Source organism: Azohydromonas australica DSM 1124 (assembly GCF_000430725.1).
Classification (GTDB): Bacteria; Pseudomonadota; Gammaproteobacteria; order Burkholderiales; family Burkholderiaceae_C; genus Azohydromonas; species Azohydromonas australica.
This window is the reverse complement of record NZ_KE387216.1, coordinates 133,936-152,773: the sequence shown is the minus strand read 5'-3', so window position 1 is coordinate 152,773 and position 18,838 is coordinate 133,936. Positions and strand designations below refer to the sequence as shown.

Here is an 18,838-nt window from a genome sequence, read left to right as displayed (position 1 = left end):
GACAAGGTCGCGCGCGACCTGGCCGAGGCACTGCGCGGCCCGCTGAAGGCGACGATCGTCATCGAGAACGTCGGCGGCGCCGGCGGCACGCTGGGTGCGGCCAAGGTCGCCAAGGCCGCGCCGGACGGCTACACGCTGCTGCTGCACCACGTCGGCATGGCGACCTCGCCGGCGCTGTACCGCAGCCTGTCGTTCAAGCCCGTGGAGGACTTCGAGTACCTGGGCCTGATCAACGAGGTGCCGATGACCGTGATCGGCAAGTCCGGGCTGCCGGCCAACAACTGGGCCGAGCTGCAGAAGTGGCTCAAGGACAACCAGGGCAAGGTCAACCTGGCGCACGCCGGCCTGGGCGCTGCCTCGCACCTGTGCGGGCTGCTGTTCCAGCAGAGCCTGAAGATGGAAATGACCACCGTGCCCTACAAGGGCACCGGCCCGGCCATGACGGACCTCATGGGCGGCCAGGTGGACCTGATGTGCGACCAGACCACCAACACCTCGGCGCAGATCGCCTCGGGCAAGGTCAAGGCCTACGCCGTGACCACGCCCAAGCGGCTGGCCACGCCGGCGCTGTCCAAGCTGCCCACGCTGGACGAGTCCGGCCTCAAGGGCTTCAACGTGACCATCTGGCACGGCCTGTACGCGCCCAAGGGCACGCCCAAGGCGGTGGCGGACAAGGTCAACGCCGCGCTGAAGACCGCGCTGAAGGACCCGGGCTTCATCAAGCGCGAGGAGGACCTGGGCGCCGTGGTGGTCACGGACGCGCGCGTCAACCCGGCCGAACACAAGAAGTTCGTCTCCGACGAGATCGCCAAGTGGACGCCGGTCATCAAGGCGGCGGGGCAGTACGCGGACTGAAGCCGCAGGCTGACGATTGCCGTCTTGCTGAACGAAAGCCGCCCTCGGGCGGCTTTTTCATGCGCCGTCGGCCTGCCCCGCCGGCGCCACCGAGGCGCCCTGGATCCCGTGCCGCGCCAGCGCCCGGGCCACGAAGCCGCGGGCCTTCATCTCCTCGACGAAGGCCGCCAGCGCCTGTGCCGCCGACGCGCCGCGGCTCTTGGGCACGCCCATCGCCTGGCGGATCACCATGAAGCGCCCGTCCAGCAGCCGCAGCCCGCCCAGGCGCGCCGCGTCGGCTTCGAGCTGCTGCTTCACGCCGGCGGCCACGTCCGCCCGGTCACCCAGCGCCATGAAGGTGTCCACCACCGTGGGCGAGGTGGGCGAGCGCTCGATGCGCGCGGCCTTCAGCTCGCGCGTGAGGAACAGGTCGTAGGCGCTGCCCTTGCCGACCACCACCACGCGGCCTTCGCGGTCCACCTCCTCGTTGGCGTGGATGGGCGAGCCCTCGCGCACCAGGTAGCAGCCCTCGATCAGCACGTAGGGGCCGGTGAAGGCGATGTCCGCGCCGCGCAGCGGGTCGATGGCGAAGAAGCCGACGTCGGCGCGCTCCTGCGCCACCACCTCCACCGACTTGCCGGCGGCGTCCACCACCACCAGCTCCAGTTCCACGCCCAGGCGCCGTGCCAGCTCGGTAGCGAGGTCCACGGAGACGCCCTTGGCGGCGCCGGTGGCCGCGTCCGTGCCGGCCAGGATGGGGTTGCCCAGGTTGATGGAAGCGCGCAGCCGGCCGGTGGGGGCGAAGGCGGCAATGAGGTCCTTGTCGATGTTCATGGGCTTTTGCTCTCCGGCTTCAGGGGCGGGCCGGCTGGGCCGCGGCCTGCCTTTCGGCGATGGTCTTCTTGAGGATGGAGGGAATCACGCCGCCGTCGCGCAGCAGCGCCACTTCCAGCTGCGTCTCCACCGCGGCGGTCGCCATCAGCGCCTCGACGCGGCCGTCGGCGCGCAGCACGCGCACGGGCACCGGGCCGCGCGGCGACAGGGTGTCAGGCGCCGCGTCCACCTCGATGCGGTCGCCCGGCAGCAGCTGCAGCGACTTCGGGTCGGCGCCTTCGGGCAGCCGCAGCGGCAGGATGCCCATGCCGATCAGGTTCGAGCGGTGGATGCGCTCGAAGCTCATCGCCAGCACGGCACGGATGCCCAGCAGCCGCTGGCCCTTGGCGGCCCAGTCGCGCGAGGAGCCCGTGCCGTAGCGCTCGCCGGCCACCAGCACCACGGGCTCGCCCGCCTCGCGGTAGCGCCGCGCCACCTCCCAGATCGGCTGGACCTCGCCGCTGGGCACGTGCAGCGTGTGCGCCACCGGCATGCCCGGGCGCAGCAGGTTCACCAGCGACTTGCTGTGGAAGGCGGCGCGCAGCATCACCTCCCAGTTGCCGCGCCGCGAGGCGAAGACGTTCAGGTCGTTGCGGTCGTCGCCGCGCTCGACCAGGAAGTCCGCCACCAGGCTGTCGGGCGGGATGGCGCTGGCCGGCGAGATGTGGTCCGTCGTGACGTCGTCGCCCACCACCAGCAGCGGATACGCGGCGTAGCGGCCGAGCTGGCTGCCCTCCTCGGCGGAGGCGAAGGGCGGGCGGCGCAGCGCGGTGGAGGTGACATCCCAAGGGAAGCGGGCGCCTTCGGGCGCCTCCAGCGCCTGCCACATCGGGTTGGCCGAGGCGATGGCGAACTCGCGCTTGAAGTCTTCCTTGTCCAGCGCCTGCGCCACGTGTTGTGCCACCTCCTCGCGCGTGGGCCACAGCATGGCCAGCGACACGGGCTCGCCGTCCGGCGCGGTCTGCACCGGTTCGCAGCCCAGGTCGATCTCGGCGTTGCCCGCCAGCGCGAAGGCCACCACCAGCGGCGGCGACATCAGGAAGCCCAGGTCCAGGTCCGGGTGGATGCGGCCGGGGAAGTTGCGGTTGCCCGAGGTCGCCGCGACCGGGTGGATCGTGCCCTTGGCGCGCTCCTCGCGGATCACGTCCGGCAGCGGGCCGGGGTTGCCGATGCAGGTGGCGCAGCCGTAGCCCACGATGTCGAAGCCCACCGCCGACAGGTCCTCGACCAGGCCGGCGCGCTCCAGGTAGGCCGCCGCGGCCGGGGAGCCGGGCGACAGGGAGGTCTTCACCCACGCCGGCACCTTCAGCCCGCGCTGGCGCGCCTTGCGCGCCAGCAGCCCGGCGGCGATCAGCAGCGCGGGGTCGGAGGTGTTGGTGCAGCTGGTGATGGCCGCCACCGCCACCGGGTGGCGCGGCATCTGTGCGTGCGGTTCGGTGGGCGTGAAGCCGCGCGCGGCCAGCACGCGGCCGGCGTCGCCATAGGCCAGCAAGTCCTGCGGGCGCTGCGGGCCGGCGATGTGCATGCCCACGGTGTCCAGGTCGATCTCGATGGCGCGGGTGAAGCGGGGCTGGGCCTCGGGGTCGAACCACAGCCCGGCGCGCCGGGTGTAGGCCTCCACCAGCGCCACGTGGGCCTCGGAACGGCCGGTGATGCGCAGGTAGTCCAGCGTCTGCCCGTCCACCGCGAAGAAGCCGGTGGTGGCGCCGTACTCGGGCGCCATGTTGGCCACCACCGAGCGCTCGCCGGCCGTGAGCGTGGACACGCCGGGGCCGCAGAACTCGACGAACTCGCCCGACACGCCGATGGCGCGCAGCCGCTGCGTCACCGTCAGCGCCAGGTCCGTGGCCAGCACGCCCGGACGCAAGGCGCCGGTGAGGCGCACGCCGATCACCTCCGGCACGCGCAGCATGGTGGGCATGCCGAACATCACCGTCTGCGCCTCCAGACCGCCCACGCCCCAGCCCAGCACGCCGATGCCGTTGACCATGGGCGTGTGGCTGTCGGTGCCCAGCATCACGTCGGGCACGGCCCAGGTCTCGCCGGCGCGCTGCTCGGTGGTGACCACCGTGGCGAGCTGCTCCAGGTTGATGGTGTGCATGATCCCGGTGCCCGGCGGGTTGATGCGCACGCCGCGCAGCGCCTTGGAGGCCCAGCGCAGGAAGCGGTAGCGCTCGCGGTTGCGCCGCAGCTCGTGCTGCAGGTTCAGCTGCGGCGCGTCGCGGCGGCCGTAGACCTCCACCGCCAGCGAGTGGTCCACCGACACGTCCACTGGCAGCCGCGGATTGAGCACCGCGGGGTCGATGCCGGCCTCGGCCAGCGCGTCGCGCATGGCGGCGATGTCCACCAGCGCCGGGGTGCTGGTGGTGTCGTGCATGAGCACGCGCCCGGGCTGGAACGCGATCTCGGACTCGCTGCTGCCGCTCTCCAGCCAGCCGAAGATCGCCGCCACCGCGGCCTCGCGCTCGCTGCCCTGCAGCTGGCGCAGCACGTTCTCCAGCAGCAGCCGCAGCACGGTGGGCAGCTGGAACAGCCGCTGGCCGAAGAGCGCGGGCAGGTCGATGAAGCGGGCTTCGGCGCCGTTGACGCTGAGCCGGCCGGCGGGTTGGGCGGTGGCGTGGGACATGGGACTGCGATGGTGAGAGGTCAGGCCGGCGAGAACAGCATGCACACCGGGCTGCCGGTGGACACGCAGGCGCCGGTGGGCGTGAGCCGCCCGGTGTCGGCAGCGACGGCGAAGGTGACGATGCTGTCGCTGTCCTCGTTGAGCGCGTACAGCAGGGAACCGTCGGGCGAGAACGTGAAGGCGCGCGGCGTGCGGCCCGACGTGGGTGCGGCCTCGACGAAGCCCAGCTGCCCCGTCGCCGGGTCGATGCCGAACACCGCGATGCTGTCGTGCCCGCGGTTGGAGGCGTAAAGGAAGCGCCCGGCGGCGTCCACCGCGATGGCGGCGCAGCGGCTGTCGCCCGTGTAGTCGAAGGGCAGCGCGGGCAGCCACTGGAAGGGCGACAGCGCGCCGGTGGCGGCGTCGAAGCGGTAGGCCGTGACGGTGGAGTCCAGCTCGTTGACCACGTAGGCCCAGGGCTGGCGTGGATGGAACGCCATGTGGCGCGGGCCGGCGCCTTCGCGCGCGGCCACGAAGGGCGGATCGCAAGGCACCAGGCGCCCGCCGTCGAAGCGGAAGCTCCAGGTGCGGTCGCAGCCCTTGTCCGGCACCAGCACGAAGCGCCCGGAAGGGTCGAAGGCGTTGAAGTGCGGCTTGGGCTGCTTCTGCTCCACGCGGTGCGGGCCGATGGGGCCGTCCACCTTGACCAGCTGGCTCAGCGGCAGCAGCGAGCCGTCCTCGGCCACCGGCAGCACGGCCAGGCTGGCGCCGATGTGGTTGGTCACCACCAGGAAGCGGCCGCTGGCGTCCAGCGCCAGGTGCACCGGGTTCTTGCCTTCGGTGCCCTGGCGGTTGAGGAAGCTCAGCCGGCCCGTGGCGCGGTCCACCGCGAAGGCGCTGACCTCGCTCTCGTCGCCGTGCACGGTGTAGAGCCGCGTGCCGTCGCGGCTGAGCGCGAGGTACGAGGGGTTGACCAGGTCGCGCACCAGCTGCACCAGGCTGAGCGTGCCGTCCGCATGCACCTCGAACACGCTCAGGCCCTCACCGCGCGCGTTGCGCTCGCGGGTGGTGCGGCAGCCGACGTAGGCGTACATCGTCATCGCGTCACTCCATCCGGATGCCCTTGGCCTTGACCAGCGCCGACCAGCGCTTGCCCTCGGCCGCGATGAAGGCGGCGAACTCCTCCGGGCTGCCGCCGCCGACCACGTTGCCGGGGCCGGTGATCTTCTCGCGCAGCGCCGGATCGGCCAGCGCCTTGTTGAAAGCGTCGTTGAGCTTGGCAACGACCGGCTTGGGCGTGCCCTTGGGCGCGATCACGCCCAGCCAGTTCGACACCGTGACCTGCGGGTAGCCCAGTTCGGCCATGGTGGGCACGTCCGGCAGCGAGGGCAGGCGCTTGTCGCTGGTGACGGCCAGCGCGCGCGTCTTGCCGGCCTGGATGGACGGCAGCGCGGCGTAGGTCTGCTCGAACATCATGTCGATCTCGCCCGACAGCAGCGCGTTGGCCGCGGGGCCGCCGCCCTTGTAGGGCACGGCCAGCATCTCCAGCCCAGCGGCGTCCTCCATCAGCTCGGCAGAGAGGTGGTGCGCGCCGCCCGTGCCGGCGTTGCCGATGGAGACGGCGCCGGGCCGGGCCTTGGCCGCGGCCACCACGTCCTTGAAGCTCTTGTAGGGCTTGTCGGTGCGCGTCACCAGCACCAGCGGCGCCTTCTCGATGAGCACGACCGGCACGAAGTCCTTGGGGCCGAAGTTCATCTTCGGGAACAGCGACGGGTTCACCGCCAGCGGGCCCATGGCGCCGATGCCCAGGGTGTAGCCGTCGGGCGCGGCGCGCGAGACGAACTCGTGCCCGATGTTGCCGCTGGCGCCGGGCTTGTTGTCCACCACCACGGTCTGCTTGAGCAGCTGCCCCACCGGCATGCCGAGCTGGCGGGCGCGCAGGTCGTTGTTGCCGCCGGCGGAGAAGGAGACGATCAGCGTGATCGGCTTGCTGGGGTACTCCTGGGCCTGGGCAGCCAGCCCGCAGGCGCCCAGCAGGGCCAAGGACGCGGCGCGGGCGAGGAGGTTTCGGCGTTGCATGGTCATCGTTCGGGGGCGCTGGGGGCTCAGTTGTCCGGGGTGATGTTGGCGTCCTGGACGATCTTGGCGAAGCGCTTGGACTCGTCCTGGATGAAGGCCTTGAAAGGCACCGGCCCCATGGGCGAGACCTCGCCGCCCAGCTCGTTGAGGCGCTTGACCAGGTCCGGGTCCTTCAGCGCCTGCGCCACCGCGCCGTTGAGCTTGTCGATCACCGCCGCCGGCGTGGCCGCGGGCGCGAACAGGCCGAACCAGTTCTCCAGTGCGTAGCCCTCCAGGCCCTTGGTCTCGGACAGGGCCGGGATGTCGGGCGCCAGCGCCGAGCGCTTGGGCGAGGTCATGGCGATGGCGCGCACGCGGCCGTCCTTCATGAAGGGGCGGGCGCCGGCCAGGCTCACGAAGGTCATGTCCACGCTGCCGCCCGCCGTGTCGGTGAGCTGGTTCGACGCGCCGCGGTAGGGCACGTGCGTGAGCTTCTGGCCCGACAGCTTCGCCAGCAGCTCGCCGGCGAGGTGCTGCGGGTTGCCGATGCCGCTGCTGCCGTAGCTCAGCTTGCCCGGGTTGGCCTTGGCGTAGGCCAGCAGCTCGGCCGTGCTCTTGATGGGCAGCGCCGGGTTGACCACCAGCACGTTGGGCACCTTGACCACCAGGCTCACGGGCGCCAGGTCCTTCTCCGGCGCGTACTGCATCTTGGTCTTGTAGACGTGCGGGTTGATGGCGGTCTCGCCCGCGGTGGCCATGAGCAGCGTGTAGCCGTCGGCAGGCGCCCGCACGGCCGCGACGGCGCCGATCATCCCGCTGCCACCGGCCTTGTTCTCCACGTTGACCACCTGGCCCAGCAGCGGGCGCAGCTTCTCGGCCAGCAGCCGCGCCATCACGTCCACGCCGCCGCCGGGCGAGAAGGGCACGACGATCGTGACGGGCTTGCTGGGGTAGCTGGCCTGCGCCAGCACGGTGGCGGGGATCGCCGCGGCCAGCGCGGCGGTGCCCAGGACCAGACCCTGGGTGGTGAAGCGACGCCTGCTCAGCATTCGATGTCTCCTCTTGTGGCCCGGCTCGGGGCCGGAAAGTGGACGAATGCTAGGCACGCGCCTCTCGCCTGAAAATTGATCTTTTGCCACGGGAGCGTTCTCCATTGGAGAACGCTGCGGCAGTCAGGCCACGGTGGCGGCGGCCTGCTCCAGGTGGTCGATCAGCTCGCGCGTGATGTGGCTGAGCTCGCCGGGTTCTCTGAACACGATGGACATGTGCCGTTGCGCCCAGGGCTCGTCGAGCTCGACGCCGCGGATGCGGCCGGCCGCCATGTGCGAGTCCAGCACGCTGGAAGGCAGCAGCGTGATGCCCAGCCGCGTCTCGACCAGGCGGCACATCGCGTCGAAGCTGCTGACCTGGATGCGCTGCTGCAGCGTGCGGCCGCAGGCCTGCGCGCCCTGGGCCATCAGCACGGCCAGCGAGCTGTCGGCATGCGGGCCGACGAAGGGATAGGCCAGCGCCTCCTCGAAGCTCACGGGCCCGCGCCCGGCCAGCGGGTGGCCCTCGGGCACGCCCAGCATGAGGCGGTCGCTGCGGTACGGCCGCGTGCCCAGGCCGCTGGACGCCACCTGGCTGGCGACGATGCCCACGTCGGCGCTGCCGTCGGCCACCGCGCGCACGATGGCCTTGCCCGTGCGCTCTTCCAGCGAGATCTGCACGTCCGGGTAGCGCGCGAGGAAGGCCTCCAGCTCGCCGGGCAGGCACTGCGTCAGCGCGGAGGCCACCGCGTGCAGCCGGATGTGGCCGCGCATGCCGCCGGCGTACTCGTGCAGCTCCTCGTCCATGCGCTGCACCAGCTGCAGCATCTGCCGCGCGTGGTGCAGCAGCGACTGCCCGGCGGGCGTGAGCATCACGCCGCGCGGCTGGCGCACCAGCAGCGGCGTGCCGGCCAGCGCCTCCAGCTCGCCGATGCGCTTGCTCACCGCCGACACCGCCAGGTGCTGCCGCTCCGCGGCGCGGGTGAGGTTGCCGCACTCGGCAACGGCAACGAAAAGCTCCAGGCTGGTGAGGTCGTGACGCATGGGGCGAAGGTTCTCACGGCCGCAAGCGCCCGCCGGCACGGTGCGGCGCTTTCGGCACGCGCCTTGCCCGCCGCCGGCACCCCCACTTCGCACAGGATCAGCCATGGAGCTCGGGACCTCGTCCACGGCGGCATACGCGCCGGGCAGCGTGACGGACTTGCCCCATCCGGTGGCGCCCGAGGGGCGTTTGCAAGGGGACCGGGTGCGCCGCCACACGGCGCACGAGGTGCTGCGGCGCATCGACGACGCCACGGCGGCGAGCCTGGCGCAGTGCGCCGCCGGCGGGCCGCAAGCCATCGCGCAGCGCCTGGACGCGCTGGAGCGCGAGTGGGACGCCGACCGCGTGCTGGAGACCAAGACCGCCGCCATGGGCCTGATGGCCCTGGCGCTGGCCGTGGCCAAGCCGAAGCTGCTGGTGCTGCCCGGCGTGGTGGCGCTGGCGCTGATGACGCAGGCGCTCACCGGCCGCCACCCACTGATGCCGCTGCTGCGGCGCATGGGCGTGCGCACGGCGCGCGAGATCGAGCGCGAGCGCCACGCGCTCAAGGCGCTGCGCGGCGACTTCGCCGGCCTGGGCGACGCGGCGGACGCCGGCACCGCCCAGGCGGCCCCGGCGCCCGCCGTGGCCGCGGCCGTGCCGCCGCGGTCGGACCTTCACTGAGCCTGGAGCCCGCCATGCCCCACATTGCCCAGCAGTTGCCCCCCACCAGCCGGCGCGTGGAGCTGCACACCGCGCCGCACCTGAACCAGGCCATCCGCGAGCGCACCGAGGCCGAGGTGATGCGGCTGGAGCAGGCCGAGCCGCAAGCCATCGAGGACCGGCTGCGGGCACTGGACGCCGAGTGGGACATCGAGCGCCGGCTGCAGCTCAACGCCTCGGTGGCGTCGACGCTGGGGCTGCTGCTGGCGGCGACGGCGAGCCGGCGCTTCCTGCTGCTGCCCGCCGCGGTGTTCGGCTTCTTCGGCCAGCATGCGCTGCAGGGCTGGTGCCCGCCGGTGCCGGTGATGCGGCGCCTGGGCATCCGCACCACGCGCGAGATCGAGCGCGAGCGCTACGCGCTCAAGGCGCTGCGCGGCGACTTCGACCAGCTGCCCGATACCGCCGCCCCGGTGCCGGAGCGCGTGCGCGCGGCGCTGGCGGCGGTGGATGCGTGAGCGGCGGCCCCGTCCTCACCCCCGCCGCGCCGCCGGCAGCGCGTTGAGCGGGATGCGCAGGTAGGCCACGCCGTTGTCCTCGGCCGGCGGCAGCTGGCCGGCGCGCACGTTGACCTGGATCGACGGCAGGATCAGCGCGGGCACCTCCAGCGTGGCGTCGCGCGCCTGGCGCAGGGTCACGAAGGCGCCTTCGCTCACGCCCTCGTGCACGTGGATGTTCGCCCGCCGCTGCTCGGCCACTGTCGTCTCCCAGGCCGGCCCGCGGCCCGCGGGCGGGTAGTCGTGGCAGACGAACATGCGCGTGGCCGGGGGCAGCGCCAGCAGGCGCTGGATCGAGCGGTACAGCGTGCGCGCGTCGCCGCCGGGGAAGTCCGCCCGCGCCGTACCCACGTCCGGCATGAACAGCGTGTCGCCCACGAACACCGCGCCGTCCACCAGGTAGGCCATGTCGGCCGGCGTGTGGCCGGGCACCAGCAGCGCGGTGGCCTCGACCTCGCCGATGCGGAAGGTCTCGCCGTCCTTGAACAGGTGGTCGAACTGGCTGCCGTCGGGCAGGAACTCGCGCTCCAGGTTATAGAGCTTCTTGAAGGTGGCCTGCACCTCGCGGATGCGCTCGCCGATGGCGATCAGCCCGCCCAGGCGCTGCTGCAGGTGGCGCGCGCCCGACAGGTGGTCGGCGTGCGCGTGGGTTTCCAGGATCCATTGAACCGTCAGCCCCTGCGCCACCACGTACTCGGCGATGGCGTCGGCCGACGCCGTGCCCGTGCGGCCGGACTTGAAGTCGAAGTCCAGCACCGGGTCGATCACGGCGGCGCAGCGCGTGGCCTGGTCGGCCACGACGTAGGACACCGTCCAGGTGGCCGGATCGAAGAAGGGCGCGATGGTGGTGCGGGTGCTCATGGAAGGCTCCTTGGCAACGTTCTATTGACTCATATTATGTTCTTTGATAAAGTGTCGTCAAGCGAATCGAGGAAGAGGCCCATGCACGACACCCCCACCGCCATCGACCCGGACGTGCTGCGCCACGCCGCCGGGCGTGCCGTCAGCGCGCTGAAGGTGCTGGCCAACGAGGAGCGGCTGCTGCTGCTGTGCCAGCTCTCGCAGGGCGAGCTGTGCGTGAGCGAGCTGGAGCAGCGGCTGGGCATCCGCCAGCCGACGCTGTCGCAGCAGCTGGGCGTGCTGCGCGCCGAGGGCGTGGTCAGCACGCGGCGCCAGGGGAAGAACGTCTTCTACAGCGTCGCGGACCCGTCCCTGCTGGAGATCCTGGCGGTGCTCTACCGCCTGTACTGCCCCAAGGAGTAAGCGCCATGACCATCGACTGGAGCGCGTTCACGCCCTGGCCGGCACTGGCCGGCGGGGTGCTCATCGGGCTGGCCGCCGTGCTGCTGGTGCTGCTCGTCGGGCGCATCGCCGGCATCAGCGGCGTGCTCGCCGGACTGCTCAAGCCCGCCAAGGGCGACGTTGCCTGGCGCGCCGCCTTCGTGCTCGGCCTGGCCGGGGCGCCGCTGGTGTACCGCCTCGTGGCGGCGTTGCCGCTGCCGCACATCGATGCCGGCTACGGTGCGCTGGTGGCGGCCGGGCTGCTGGTCGGCGTGGGCACCCGCTACGGATCGGGCTGCACCAGCGGCCACGGCGTGTGTGGGCTGTCGCGGCTGTCGCCGCGCTCGCTGGTGGCGACGCTGGCCTTCATGGGCGCGGGCTTCGCGACCGTCTTCGTGCTGCGCCACCTGCTGGGGGCCTGAGGAGCTGACATGACCGCTTTCGCTGCACTGCTGGCCGGCCTGGTGTTCGGGCTGGGCCTGATCGTCTCCGGCATGGCCGACCCGGCCAAGGTGCTGGGCTTCCTGGACCTGGCCGGCGCCTGGGACCCGTCGCTGGCCTTCGTGATGGGCGGCGCCATCGGTGTCGGCCTGGTGGGCTTCGCGCTGGCCGGGCGCCGCACGCGCTCCGTGCTGGGCCAGGAGATGAAGCTGCCCACCGCGCGGCACATCGACCGCCGGCTGGTGGGCGGCAGCCTGCTGTTCGGCATCGGCTGGGGCATCGCGGGCTTCTGCCCGGGCCCGGGGCTGGTGGCGCTGGGGATGGGCGAAGCCAAGGCGCTGGTCTTCGTGCTCGCCATGCTTGCCGGCATGGGGCTGTTCGAGCTGCTGGAGCGGCGCGGGACGCTGCGCCGGCGCCAGCCGGCCTGAAGGATGAGGCTCCATGACCGGAAGTGAAGGGCCCTGGTGGCCGGCGTTCGCGACGGTGGCCGTGCTGCTGGCCTACGAAGGATGGCTGTTTCTCGCGCAACGGCATCGGCCCGGCCAGTGGGCCCGCAGCGCCCACGCCAGGCTGCGCGAAGCCTGGTTCGCGGCGGTATCGGCGCAGCCGGGCAGCGAGATCCTGGCGGTCCAGACGCTGCGCAACTCGCTCATGTCCGCCACCATGACGGCCTCCACCGCCGCGCTCGGCCTCATGGGCACGGTGACGCTGGCGGTACCGTCGCTGCACGAGGCGTTCGCGAGCGCGGTCCGGTTCACGCCGCGCCTGGTGCTGGAGCTGGTGCTGCTGAGCCTGCTCTTTGCCTCGCTGGTGTCCTCGGTGATGGCCGTGCGCTACTACAACCACGTCGGCTTCATCGGCGGCATGCCGGTGGGCTCGCCCGCGCGGCGGCAATGGCACGCGACGGGCCTGGACTACGTGCGCAAGGCGGGACTGCTCTACAGCATCGGGCTGCGGCACCTGATCCTGGTGGCGCCCGTTGTGGCCGCCATCCTCTACCCGGCCGCCGGCCCGGTGGCCGCGCTGCTGGTGGTCGCGGTGCTGCTGCGCATGGACCGGGTCACCGTGGGCGACCCGGAAGAACGCGCCGGGCACCACGTTGGGCAGGGCCCGGGAACCGATGCGGGCTGACGGCGCAGGCTCGAACCCCGTCCCTGGAGCGATGCCCCAGGCCCGTTAGCCCCTGCCCGCCGCCCAGTAGGTGCGGACGTTGCAGAACTCGCGCACGCCCGCCGCGGCCAGCTCGCGCCCGTAGCCCGACTTCTTCGTGCCGCCAAAGGGCACGCGCGCATCCGAGGCGGTGATGGCGTTGATGAACGCCGCACCGGTGGTGATGCGCTTGGCGACTTGCACGCCGCGCCCGGTGTCGCCGGTCCAGATGCTCACCGACAGGCCGAAGGGCGTGGCGTTGGCCAGCCGGATCGCGTCCGCGTCGTCCCGCGCCACGGCAATGGCCGCCGCCGGCCCGAAAGTCTCCTCGTCGAACACCGCCATGCCGGGCGCCGCGTTCGCCACCACCGTGGGCTCGAACCAGTAGCCCGGGCCCTCGACCGCACGGCCGCCGGCCAGCAGTTGCCCGCCGGCGGCCACCGAGCGCTCGATCTGCCGCAACAGCGCCTCGCGCAGGTCGCCGCGCGCCAGCGGGCCCACCTGCGTGGCGGGGTCCGTCGGGTCGCCCACCACCAGCGCCCGCACGCCTTGCACGAACAGCCCGGTGAAGCGCTCAGCGACTGCCGCCGAGACGATGAAGCGCTTGGCGCACACGCAGCTCTGGCCGGCGTTGTGATAGCGGGCCTTCACCGCCGCAGCCGCGGCAGCGGGCACGTCGGCGTCGTCGAGCACGACGAAGGCGTCCGAGCCGCCCAGCTCCAGCACCGACTTCTTGGACTCGCGCCCGGCCGCCGCGCCCACGGCCGCGCCGGCACGGTTGGAGCCGGTCAGCGTCACGGCGGCGATACGCTCGTCGGCGATGAGCCGGTCGATGGTGGCGGGCACTTCCGGCTCGGCCACCACCAGCGTCGTCACCAGGTGCTCGGGCAGCCCGGCGTCAATGAACAGCTTCTGCAGCGCCAGCGCGCAGCCCGTGACGTTGGGCGAGTGCTTGAGCAGCACGCCGTTGCCCGCGGTCAGCGACGGGATGGCGAAGCGCATCACCTGCCACACCGGGAAGTTCCAGGGCATCACGGCCAGCACCAGCCCGATGGGCTCGTAGCTGACCCAGGCGTCCACGCCCTCGATGGCGACCTTCTCGTCGGACAGCAGCGCCTCGGCGTGGTCGGCGTAGTACAGCGCCGTGACGGCGGATTTCTCCAGCTCGCCGGCGGCTTCGGCGAGAGGCTTGCCCATCTCCTCGGTGATCAGACGGGCGAAGGCATCCTTCTGCAGCCGCAGCACCTGGGCCAGGCGGCGCACCGCGGCCACGCGCACGGGCAGCGGCTGCAGGCCCCAGGCCCTGGCGGCGGCGTGGCCGGCGTCCACGGCCTGGTCGATCTGCGCCGGCGTCCAGCCCTCGTAGGTCTTGAGCACGGCGCCGGTGGCGGGGTTGATGGTGGTGATGAGAGAGGTCATGGCGTGGGATTCGTGAGGGTGAAGCCGCTCCGCCGGCGCCGGTCGCCCGGGCTGGCTGGAGGTCTTGCAGTAGGTGAGGGCGGCGCGGGCGCGCGGGCCGTCAGTCGGTGCTCGGCGAGAACAGCGCGCCCAGCGCGTCGGCGCCCGGCGCCTGGGCCGGACGCTGCGGCTGGACGCCGCCGGCCTTCTCGCGCGCGGCGTCGCGCAGGTGCAGCCGCATGAAGTCGGCCGCCGCCTCGCGCTGGTTGGAAAGCAGCAGGTCGATCAGCACCAGGTGCTCCTTGCAGCGCCGCGCGGTGGCGCTGCGGTCCACGGCCTTGCGGTACTCCATGAGCCGGCGCAGCCGGTTCACGCGCTTGAGCGCATCGGCCATGAAGACGTTGCCCGAGAAACCGGCGACGGTCTCGTGCAGCCGCGAGTTGGCGTCGAAGAGCTGCACGGGCGAGGCCCACTCGGCGGCGCCGTCCACCAGCGCCTGCTGCTCGGCGCGGCACTTGCGCAGCGCAGCCTCGTCCAGCGACCAGGTGGGCTCCAGGATCGCCGCCGGCTCCAGCAGGATGCGCAGCCGGTAGCCCTGGTCGTAGGCGGCGCCGGTGCTCAGCGTGGGCAGGAACTGCCAGCCGTTGCCCGGCAGCCGCTCGATCCAGCCCTCGCTGGTGATGCGGCGCAGCACCGGGGCCAGGCGGGCGCGCGTCACCTCGTAGCGGCGCATGAGCTCGTTTTCCGTCAGCCGCTCGGGCAGCCGCCCTTCCAGGCGGTCCTGGGCGATCCTCAGGTAGGTCGGCTCGTCCTCGTCGGCCGCCGGCAAGGCCAGGGCCGGCGCGGTCTTCACGCGCTCGCTGACGGCGTAACCGCCTTCGGGACGCGGCGCGATGACCTGCCGCTGCGCCAGCAGTTGCAGGGCCTCGCGCACCGGCGAGCGCGACACGCGCAAGCGCTCCGCCACCGCCCGCTCGGGCAGCGGCGTGCCTGCAGGCACCTGCTCCTCGGCCAGCCAGGTTTCGATGCTGGCTGCCAACTGCTCAGAAAGTCCACGTGCCATGTCCGTCATTATCGACCCCGTGCAAATGCGCCTTGCTGGCCCGGTGCCGGCCGATCAGAGCGCGCGGGCCACCGCGTCGCCGAAGGCCTTGCAGCCCAGCGTGCCGCCCAGGTCGGCGGTGCGCGTGGCGGGGTTGGCCAGCACGCGGTCCACGGCCGCGTCGATGGCCGTGCCCGCCTCGAACAGCGCCGGCACCTTGCGGTGCTCACCCATCCACTGCGCCAGCATCGCCACCGACAGGATCATCGACACGGGATTGGCCTTGTCCTGGCCCTGGATGTCGGGCGCCGAGCCGTGCTGCGCCTGGGCGCAGCAGAGGTCGTCGCCGGCCATCACCGAGCCCGCCAGGCCCAGGCTGCCGGAGAGCTCGCTGGCCAGGTCGGAGAGGATGTCGCCATAAAAATTCTCGGCCACCAGCACGTCGAAGCGCTCGGGGCTGCGCACCAGGTAGGCGGTGGTGGCATCGACCAGCAGGTCGTTGAACTCGACTTCGGGGAAGTCCTTGGCAACGTTGCGCGCGCACTCCAGGAACAGGCCGTCGCTCATGTGGAAGCTGTTGGCCTTGTGGATGGCCGTGACCTTCTTGCGCCGCTTCATCGCCAGCTCGAAGGCCCGGCGCGCGATGCGCTCGCTGCAGTGGCGCGTGATCTTGCGCACCGACAGGGCCATGTCGGGGCTGGGCATCATCTCGCCCCAGCCGCGCGCCATGTTGCGGTCCGGATAGAAGCCCTCGGTGGCCTCGCGCATGATCACCAGGTCCATGGTCTTGCCCGGCTTCATGTTCGACTCCAGGAAGGAGCGCGTGCGGGCAGGGCGCACGTTGGCGTAGAGGTCGAGCAGCACGCGGAAGGCTGCGGAGATGTTGCGCCCGCCCTTTTCCGGCGCCGGGTAGTCGGCGTGCGACTGCGTGCCCAGGATGATCCCGTCGTAGCCGCGGGCCTTCTGCAGCACCTCCTCGCGCAGCGTGGTGCCGTGCTTTTCGAGGCTGGTGAAGCCCACGTCCTCGTAGTCGAACTCGAAGCCCAGCTTGAACTTGGCGTCGGCGGCCTGGAGCACGTTCACGGACGCTTCGACGATCTCGGGGCCGATGCCGTCGCCGGGGAGAACCAGAATCTTCATGGTGGATGCCTTGGGATGGAAGTGAAGTGGGGTGATGCGTGGTGCCGGGGCTCAGTCGAGCTTGATGCCGGCGTCCTTGATGACCTTGGCCCAGCGGCCGGACTGCGCCTTCATGAACTCGCCCATCTGCGCGGGCGTGCCGCCCACGGCGACAGCGCCGATGGCATCGAGCTTGGCCACGACGGCCGGGTCCTTGAGCACGGCGTTGACCTCGGCGTTGAGCCACTGCACGGCCTCCGACGGCGTGCCCTTGGGCGCGAGGAAGCCGTACCAGGCCGGCACGTCGAAGTCCTTGAAGCCCTGCTCGGCGAAGGTGGGCACGTTGGGCAGCTCGCGCAGGCGCTGGCCGGCGGCCACGCCCAGGGCGCGCACCTTGCCGCCCTTGATGTGCGGCAGCGCGGAGGTCGAGGTGTCGAACATCATCTCGATCTGGCCGCCGATGAGGTCCGTCATCGCCGGGGCGCTGCCCTTGTAGGGGATGTGCACCAGGTCGACCTTGTTCTGCAGCTTGAACAGCTCGCCGGCCAGGTGCACCGAGGTGCCCGAACCGCCGGAGCCGAAGTTGAGCTTGCCCGGCCGGGCCTTGGCCGCGGCCACCACGCCGGCCACGTCCTTGAGCGGCGAGGATGCCGGCACCACCAGCACCGTGGGCGCGTCGGCGACGTGCACCACCGGCACGAAGCTCTTGTCGACGTCGTAGCGCAGCCCCGCGTAGAGGTGCGGGTTCACCGACAGCGTGAACTGGCCCAGCAGGACCGTGTAGCCGTCGGGCGTGGCGCGCGCGGCGGCCTCGTTGCCGATGTTGGTGCCGCCGCCACCGCGGTTGTCGATGACGAAGCTCTTGCCGGTGCGCTCGGTGAGCTTGGCCGTGATCATGCGGGCGACGTTGTCGCTGCCGCCGCCCACGGCGAAGGGCACGACCACGGTGATCGGTTTATGGGGATAGGCCTGGGCCAGCGCGATGGAGGGCAGCGCCGCGAGCGCAGGGGCGCCCAGCGCCAGCCCGAGGGCAAGGCGTCGATTCATGGACTTGTCTCCGGTGGGGGTGTGGCGTCGGCGCGCTCAGAACGGCTGCAGCACCGTGGCGACGTGCTCGACCCGAGGCGCGCTCTCGAAGCAGTGGCCCACCAGGGCGCGCCAGCTCTGGAAATCCTCGGAGTTGCGGAAGTGGACCGTGTGGTCCTCCACCGTCTCCCAGCGCACCACCAGGCGGTAATGCGTGGGCTCTTCGATGCCGCGCTGCAGCGACAGGCCGTGGCAGCCCTTGGCGCGCTGGAACAGCGGCGCGGCCTCGGCCACGCCCTGCTCGAAGGCGGATTCCATGCCGGGCTTCACGGCGATGTGGGCGATTTCGAAGATCACTTCTTGTGCTCCGCGGAGACGAAGTTGGTCGCGCCGCTCTCGGTGAGCGTGCGCGTGGCGTCCAGCCGCGCGTAGATCCACAGGATCTTCATCGGCTGGGTGTCGGAGAGGTTGCGGAAGCGGTGCGACAGGTTGGGCGGCAGCCAGGTGGTGTCCAGCGGTTGCAGCCGCACCGACTCCTGGCCTTCGACGTCCAGCATGGCCTCGCCTTCGAGCAGCATCACGCTCTCTTCGCAGTTGTGGCTGTGGAAGGGGATCTTGGTGCCCGGCCCGAAGGTCGTGATGCCGTTGATGAAGGCCGTGGCGCCCACCGACGGGCCCACCAGCGGCGTGGTGCTGGCGCCGCCGCCGCGGTCGTGCGTCTTGATCTCGGAAGGGCGCAGCACGGCGGCCTTGCGCTGGTCGGGTTGGGTCATGGTCTGTGTCTCCAGGTCGTTGGATGGAGGAGCGGCGCTCAGGCCGCGGCGTCCACGGCGAAGCCGTAGAGCCCGGCGGGATTGCTCACCAGGATGCGGTGCAGCACCGCGGCGTCGGGGGTCCAGGAGCGCAGAGCCGCAAGGCTGGCGGGCAGGTCCACCTGCCGGAAGGGCTCGATGCGGGCGGGGTCGCGCTCGCGCCCGCCGCCGCCGGTGTGCGGCCAGTCCGAGCCCCACAGCAGCCGGTCCGGCCGGGCCGCGATCAGCGTGCGGGCCAGCGGCGCCAGGTCGGCGTGGTGCGGCGCGTCGCTCGAAGCCTTGTAGAAGCCGGAAAGCTTCAGCCAGACGCGGCCCGTGGCCAGCAGCTCCAGCAGCTCGCGCAGTGGAAGCGCCGCCGTGTCGGTGTGCGCCGCGCGCAGCCCGGCGAAGTGGTCCAGCACCAGTGGCACGCGGAAAGCGTCCAGCGCCTGGGCCACGGTGGGCAGCAGCGCTGCGGCGCAGTGGATCTGCACGTTCCAGCCCGGCAGGTCGGCGACGGCCGCGGCCCGCCGCAGCTCGGCCAGCACGCGCGCCGGGTCGGCTTCGTGGCGCACCTCCAGGTTCAGCCGGATGCCGCGCACCCCGCCGGCATGCAGCGCCAGCAGCTCAGCACGCGTCACGCGCTCCAGGTCCACCACGGCGATGCCGCGGCCACGCTCGGCGCCCAGCTGCGCGAGGGCGTCGAGCAGGCAGGCGTTGTCGCTGCCGTAGACGCTGGGCTGCACCAGCACCACGCGCTCGATGCCCAACTGCGCATGCCGTTCGCGCAAGGCCGCGACGCCGGCTTCGCCCGGCGTGTAGCTGCGCCCCTGGGCATAGGCGAAGCGGACCGGGTCGAACACGTGGACATGCACGTCGGTGGCACCGCGTGGAAGCGGGGCATCGACCGGCAGGGTGGAGGTGCAGGAAGGCATGGCGGATGGTTCTGGGGGTG

Annotated in this window: 21 protein-coding genes; 7 read left to right on the top strand and 14 right to left on the bottom strand. The window is 71.9% G+C overall.

From position 1 onward, the window contains the following. Positions 1-855, top strand: an 855-nt coding sequence (locus H537_RS0137600; RefSeq protein ID WP_029001972.1) for a tripartite tricarboxylate transporter substrate-binding protein, incomplete at its 5' end; no start/stop codon positions are given. A gap of 57 nt (positions 856-912) precedes the next feature. On the opposite strand, the gene H537_RS0137595 is transcribed toward H537_RS0137600, so the two are convergent. The 6 genes from H537_RS0137595 to H537_RS0137570 all read right to left on the bottom strand — a co-directional run bounded on the left by H537_RS0137595 (position 913) and on the right by H537_RS0137570 (position 8,442). Beyond that, on the bottom strand, positions 913-1,668 hold the full coding sequence (locus H537_RS0137595) for a transporter substrate-binding domain-containing protein (protein WP_029001971.1): 756 nt from the start codon (positions 1,666-1,668) through the stop codon (positions 913-915). Positions 1,669-1,687: 19 nt separating this feature from the next. Then, positions 1,688-4,333, bottom strand: coding sequence for an aconitate hydratase AcnA (gene acnA / locus H537_RS0137590; RefSeq protein WP_029001970.1), 2,646 nt, complete (start codon positions 4,331-4,333; stop codon positions 1,688-1,690). A gap of 20 nt (positions 4,334-4,353) precedes the next feature. Next, a complete protein-coding gene (locus tag H537_RS0137585) occupies positions 4,354-5,406 on the bottom strand; it encodes a lactonase family protein (protein WP_029001969.1) in 1,053 nt (350 codons plus the stop codon). 10 nt (positions 5,407-5,416) lie between these two features. Beyond that, the gene (locus H537_RS0137580) at positions 5,417-6,397 is read right to left on the bottom strand and encodes a Bug family tripartite tricarboxylate transporter substrate binding protein (protein WP_375136354.1); all 981 of its coding nucleotides are present in this window, start codon (positions 6,395-6,397) and stop codon (positions 5,417-5,419) included. Between the two features lie 20 nt (positions 6,398-6,417). Beyond that, on the bottom strand, positions 6,418-7,419 hold the full coding sequence (locus H537_RS0137575) for a Bug family tripartite tricarboxylate transporter substrate binding protein (RefSeq protein WP_051244564.1): 1,002 nt from the start codon (positions 7,417-7,419) through the stop codon (positions 6,418-6,420). Between the two features lie 123 nt (positions 7,420-7,542). Then, positions 7,543-8,442: a LysR family transcriptional regulator gene (locus tag H537_RS0137570; protein ID WP_029001966.1), complete on the bottom strand. Its 900-nt coding sequence runs from the start codon at positions 8,440-8,442 to the stop codon at positions 7,543-7,545. 103 nt (positions 8,443-8,545) lie between these two features. On the opposite strand from H537_RS0137570, the gene H537_RS54025 reads away from it, so the two are divergent. Further along, the gene (locus H537_RS54025) at positions 8,546-9,103 is read left to right on the top strand and encodes a hypothetical protein (RefSeq protein ID WP_051244561.1); all 558 of its coding nucleotides are present in this window, start codon (positions 8,546-8,548) and stop codon (positions 9,101-9,103) included. Between the two features lie 14 nt (positions 9,104-9,117). Then, on the top strand, positions 9,118-9,597 hold the full coding sequence (locus H537_RS48000) for a hypothetical protein (protein WP_043461875.1): 480 nt from the start codon (positions 9,118-9,120) through the stop codon (positions 9,595-9,597). Positions 9,598-9,612: 15 nt separating this feature from the next. Here the strand turns inward: H537_RS48000 and H537_RS0137555 are convergent, their stop codons facing one another. After that, a complete protein-coding gene (locus tag H537_RS0137555) occupies positions 9,613-10,497 on the bottom strand; it encodes an MBL fold metallo-hydrolase (RefSeq protein ID WP_029001965.1) in 885 nt (294 codons plus the stop codon). An 81-nt stretch (positions 10,498-10,578) separates the two neighbouring features. Here H537_RS0137555 and H537_RS0137550 point away from each other — a divergent pair, with 81 nt between their 5' ends. Genes H537_RS0137550 through H537_RS47995 form a run of 4 tightly spaced genes read left to right on the top strand, consistent with a single transcriptional unit; the run spans position 10,579 to position 12,489 of the window. Beyond that, positions 10,579-10,899 carry an ArsR/SmtB family transcription factor gene (locus H537_RS0137550; RefSeq protein WP_029001964.1) on the top strand — a complete coding sequence of 107 codons (321 nt, stop codon included), beginning with the start codon at positions 10,579-10,581 and terminating at the stop codon, positions 10,897-10,899. Positions 10,900-10,904: 5 nt separating this feature from the next. Continuing rightward, positions 10,905-11,339, top strand: a complete 435-nt coding sequence (locus tag H537_RS0137545; protein ID WP_029001963.1) for a YeeE/YedE family protein — start codon at positions 10,905-10,907, stop codon at positions 11,337-11,339. Positions 11,340-11,348: 9 nt separating this feature from the next. Beyond that, positions 11,349-11,786 (top strand): YeeE/YedE family protein, encoded by a 438-nt coding sequence (locus H537_RS0137540; RefSeq protein WP_029001962.1) that lies wholly within the window; start codon positions 11,349-11,351, stop codon positions 11,784-11,786. A gap of 13 nt (positions 11,787-11,799) precedes the next feature. Next, positions 11,800-12,489, top strand: a complete 690-nt coding sequence (locus H537_RS47995) for a DUF599 domain-containing protein (protein WP_051244560.1) — start codon at positions 11,800-11,802, stop codon at positions 12,487-12,489. Positions 12,490-12,534: 45 nt separating this feature from the next. On the opposite strand, the gene H537_RS0137530 is transcribed toward H537_RS47995, so the two are convergent. The 7 genes from H537_RS0137530 to H537_RS47985 form a co-directional block, all read right to left on the bottom strand. Further along, positions 12,535-13,926: an aldehyde dehydrogenase family protein gene (locus H537_RS0137530; RefSeq protein ID WP_029001961.1), complete on the bottom strand. Its 1,392-nt coding sequence runs from the start codon at positions 13,924-13,926 to the stop codon at positions 12,535-12,537. A gap of 100 nt (positions 13,927-14,026) precedes the next feature. Continuing rightward, entirely contained in the window at positions 14,027-14,968 is a 942-nt protein-coding gene (locus H537_RS47990) for a GntR family transcriptional regulator (RefSeq protein WP_084151258.1), read from the bottom strand. Between the two features lie 54 nt (positions 14,969-15,022). Then, the gene (locus tag H537_RS0137520; RefSeq protein WP_029001960.1) at positions 15,023-16,087 is read right to left on the bottom strand and encodes an isocitrate/isopropylmalate dehydrogenase family protein; all 1,065 of its coding nucleotides are present in this window, start codon (positions 16,085-16,087) and stop codon (positions 15,023-15,025) included. Between the two features lie 51 nt (positions 16,088-16,138). Further along, positions 16,139-17,113 (bottom strand): Bug family tripartite tricarboxylate transporter substrate binding protein, encoded by a 975-nt coding sequence (locus tag H537_RS0137515; RefSeq protein ID WP_029001959.1) that lies wholly within the window; start codon positions 17,111-17,113, stop codon positions 16,139-16,141. Between the two features lie 36 nt (positions 17,114-17,149). Further along, entirely contained in the window at positions 17,150-17,449 is a 300-nt protein-coding gene (locus H537_RS0137510; RefSeq protein WP_029001958.1) for an antibiotic biosynthesis monooxygenase family protein, read from the bottom strand. Continuing rightward, positions 17,446-17,865 carry a cupin domain-containing protein gene (locus H537_RS0137505; protein WP_029001957.1) on the bottom strand — a complete coding sequence of 140 codons (420 nt, stop codon included), beginning with the start codon at positions 17,863-17,865 and terminating at the stop codon, positions 17,446-17,448. The genes H537_RS0137510 and H537_RS0137505 overlap by 4 nt, the downstream gene beginning before the upstream one ends. Positions 17,866-17,903: 38 nt before the next feature. Then, entirely contained in the window at positions 17,904-18,818 is a 915-nt protein-coding gene (locus H537_RS47985) for an amidohydrolase family protein (protein WP_051244559.1), read from the bottom strand. Between the last annotated feature and the right edge of the window lie 20 nt (positions 18,819-18,838).

What these genes read in the sequence shown, in the direction of transcription:
- H537_RS0137595 (WP_029001971.1), bottom strand. Translation starts at nt 1,668, where the DNA reads ATGAACATCGACAAGGACCTCATTGCCGCCTTCGCCCCCACCGGCCGG.
- acnA (WP_029001970.1), bottom strand. Translation starts at nt 4,333, where the DNA reads ATGTCCCACGCCACCGCCCAACCCGCCGGCCGGCTCAGCGTCAACGGC.
- H537_RS0137585 (WP_029001969.1), bottom strand. Translation starts at nt 5,406, where the DNA reads ATGTACGCCTACGTCGGCTGCCGCACCACCCGCGAGCGCAACGCGCGC.
- H537_RS0137580 (WP_375136354.1), bottom strand. Translation starts at nt 6,397, where the DNA reads ATGACCATGCAACGCCGAAACCTCCTCGCCCGCGCCGCGTCCTTGGCC.
- H537_RS0137575 (WP_051244564.1), bottom strand. Translation starts at nt 7,419, where the DNA reads ATGCTGAGCAGGCGTCGCTTCACCACCCAGGGTCTGGTCCTGGGCACC.
- H537_RS0137570 (WP_029001966.1), bottom strand. Translation starts at nt 8,442, where the DNA reads ATGCGTCACGACCTCACCAGCCTGGAGCTTTTCGTTGCCGTTGCCGAG.
- H537_RS54025 (WP_051244561.1), top strand. Translation starts at nt 8,546, where the DNA reads ATGGAGCTCGGGACCTCGTCCACGGCGGCATACGCGCCGGGCAGCGTG.
- H537_RS48000 (WP_043461875.1), top strand. Translation starts at nt 9,118, where the DNA reads ATGCCCCACATTGCCCAGCAGTTGCCCCCCACCAGCCGGCGCGTGGAG.
- H537_RS0137555 (WP_029001965.1), bottom strand. Translation starts at nt 10,497, where the DNA reads ATGAGCACCCGCACCACCATCGCGCCCTTCTTCGATCCGGCCACCTGG.
- H537_RS0137550 (WP_029001964.1), top strand. Translation starts at nt 10,579, where the DNA reads ATGCACGACACCCCCACCGCCATCGACCCGGACGTGCTGCGCCACGCC.
- H537_RS0137545 (WP_029001963.1), top strand. Translation starts at nt 10,905, where the DNA reads ATGACCATCGACTGGAGCGCGTTCACGCCCTGGCCGGCACTGGCCGGC.
- H537_RS0137540 (WP_029001962.1), top strand. Translation starts at nt 11,349, where the DNA reads ATGACCGCTTTCGCTGCACTGCTGGCCGGCCTGGTGTTCGGGCTGGGC.
- H537_RS47995 (WP_051244560.1), top strand. Translation starts at nt 11,800, where the DNA reads ATGACCGGAAGTGAAGGGCCCTGGTGGCCGGCGTTCGCGACGGTGGCC.
- H537_RS0137530 (WP_029001961.1), bottom strand. Translation starts at nt 13,926, where the DNA reads ATGACCTCTCTCATCACCACCATCAACCCCGCCACCGGCGCCGTGCTC.
- H537_RS47990 (WP_084151258.1), bottom strand. Translation starts at nt 14,968, where the DNA reads ATGGCACGTGGACTTTCTGAGCAGTTGGCAGCCAGCATCGAAACCTGG.
- H537_RS0137520 (WP_029001960.1), bottom strand. Translation starts at nt 16,087, where the DNA reads ATGAAGATTCTGGTTCTCCCCGGCGACGGCATCGGCCCCGAGATCGTC.
- H537_RS0137515 (WP_029001959.1), bottom strand. Translation starts at nt 17,113, where the DNA reads ATGAATCGACGCCTTGCCCTCGGGCTGGCGCTGGGCGCCCCTGCGCTC.
- H537_RS0137505 (WP_029001957.1), bottom strand. Translation starts at nt 17,865, where the DNA reads ATGACCCAACCCGACCAGCGCAAGGCCGCCGTGCTGCGCCCTTCCGAG.
- H537_RS47985 (WP_051244559.1), bottom strand. Translation starts at nt 18,818, where the DNA reads ATGCCTTCCTGCACCTCCACCCTGCCGGTCGATGCCCCGCTTCCACGC.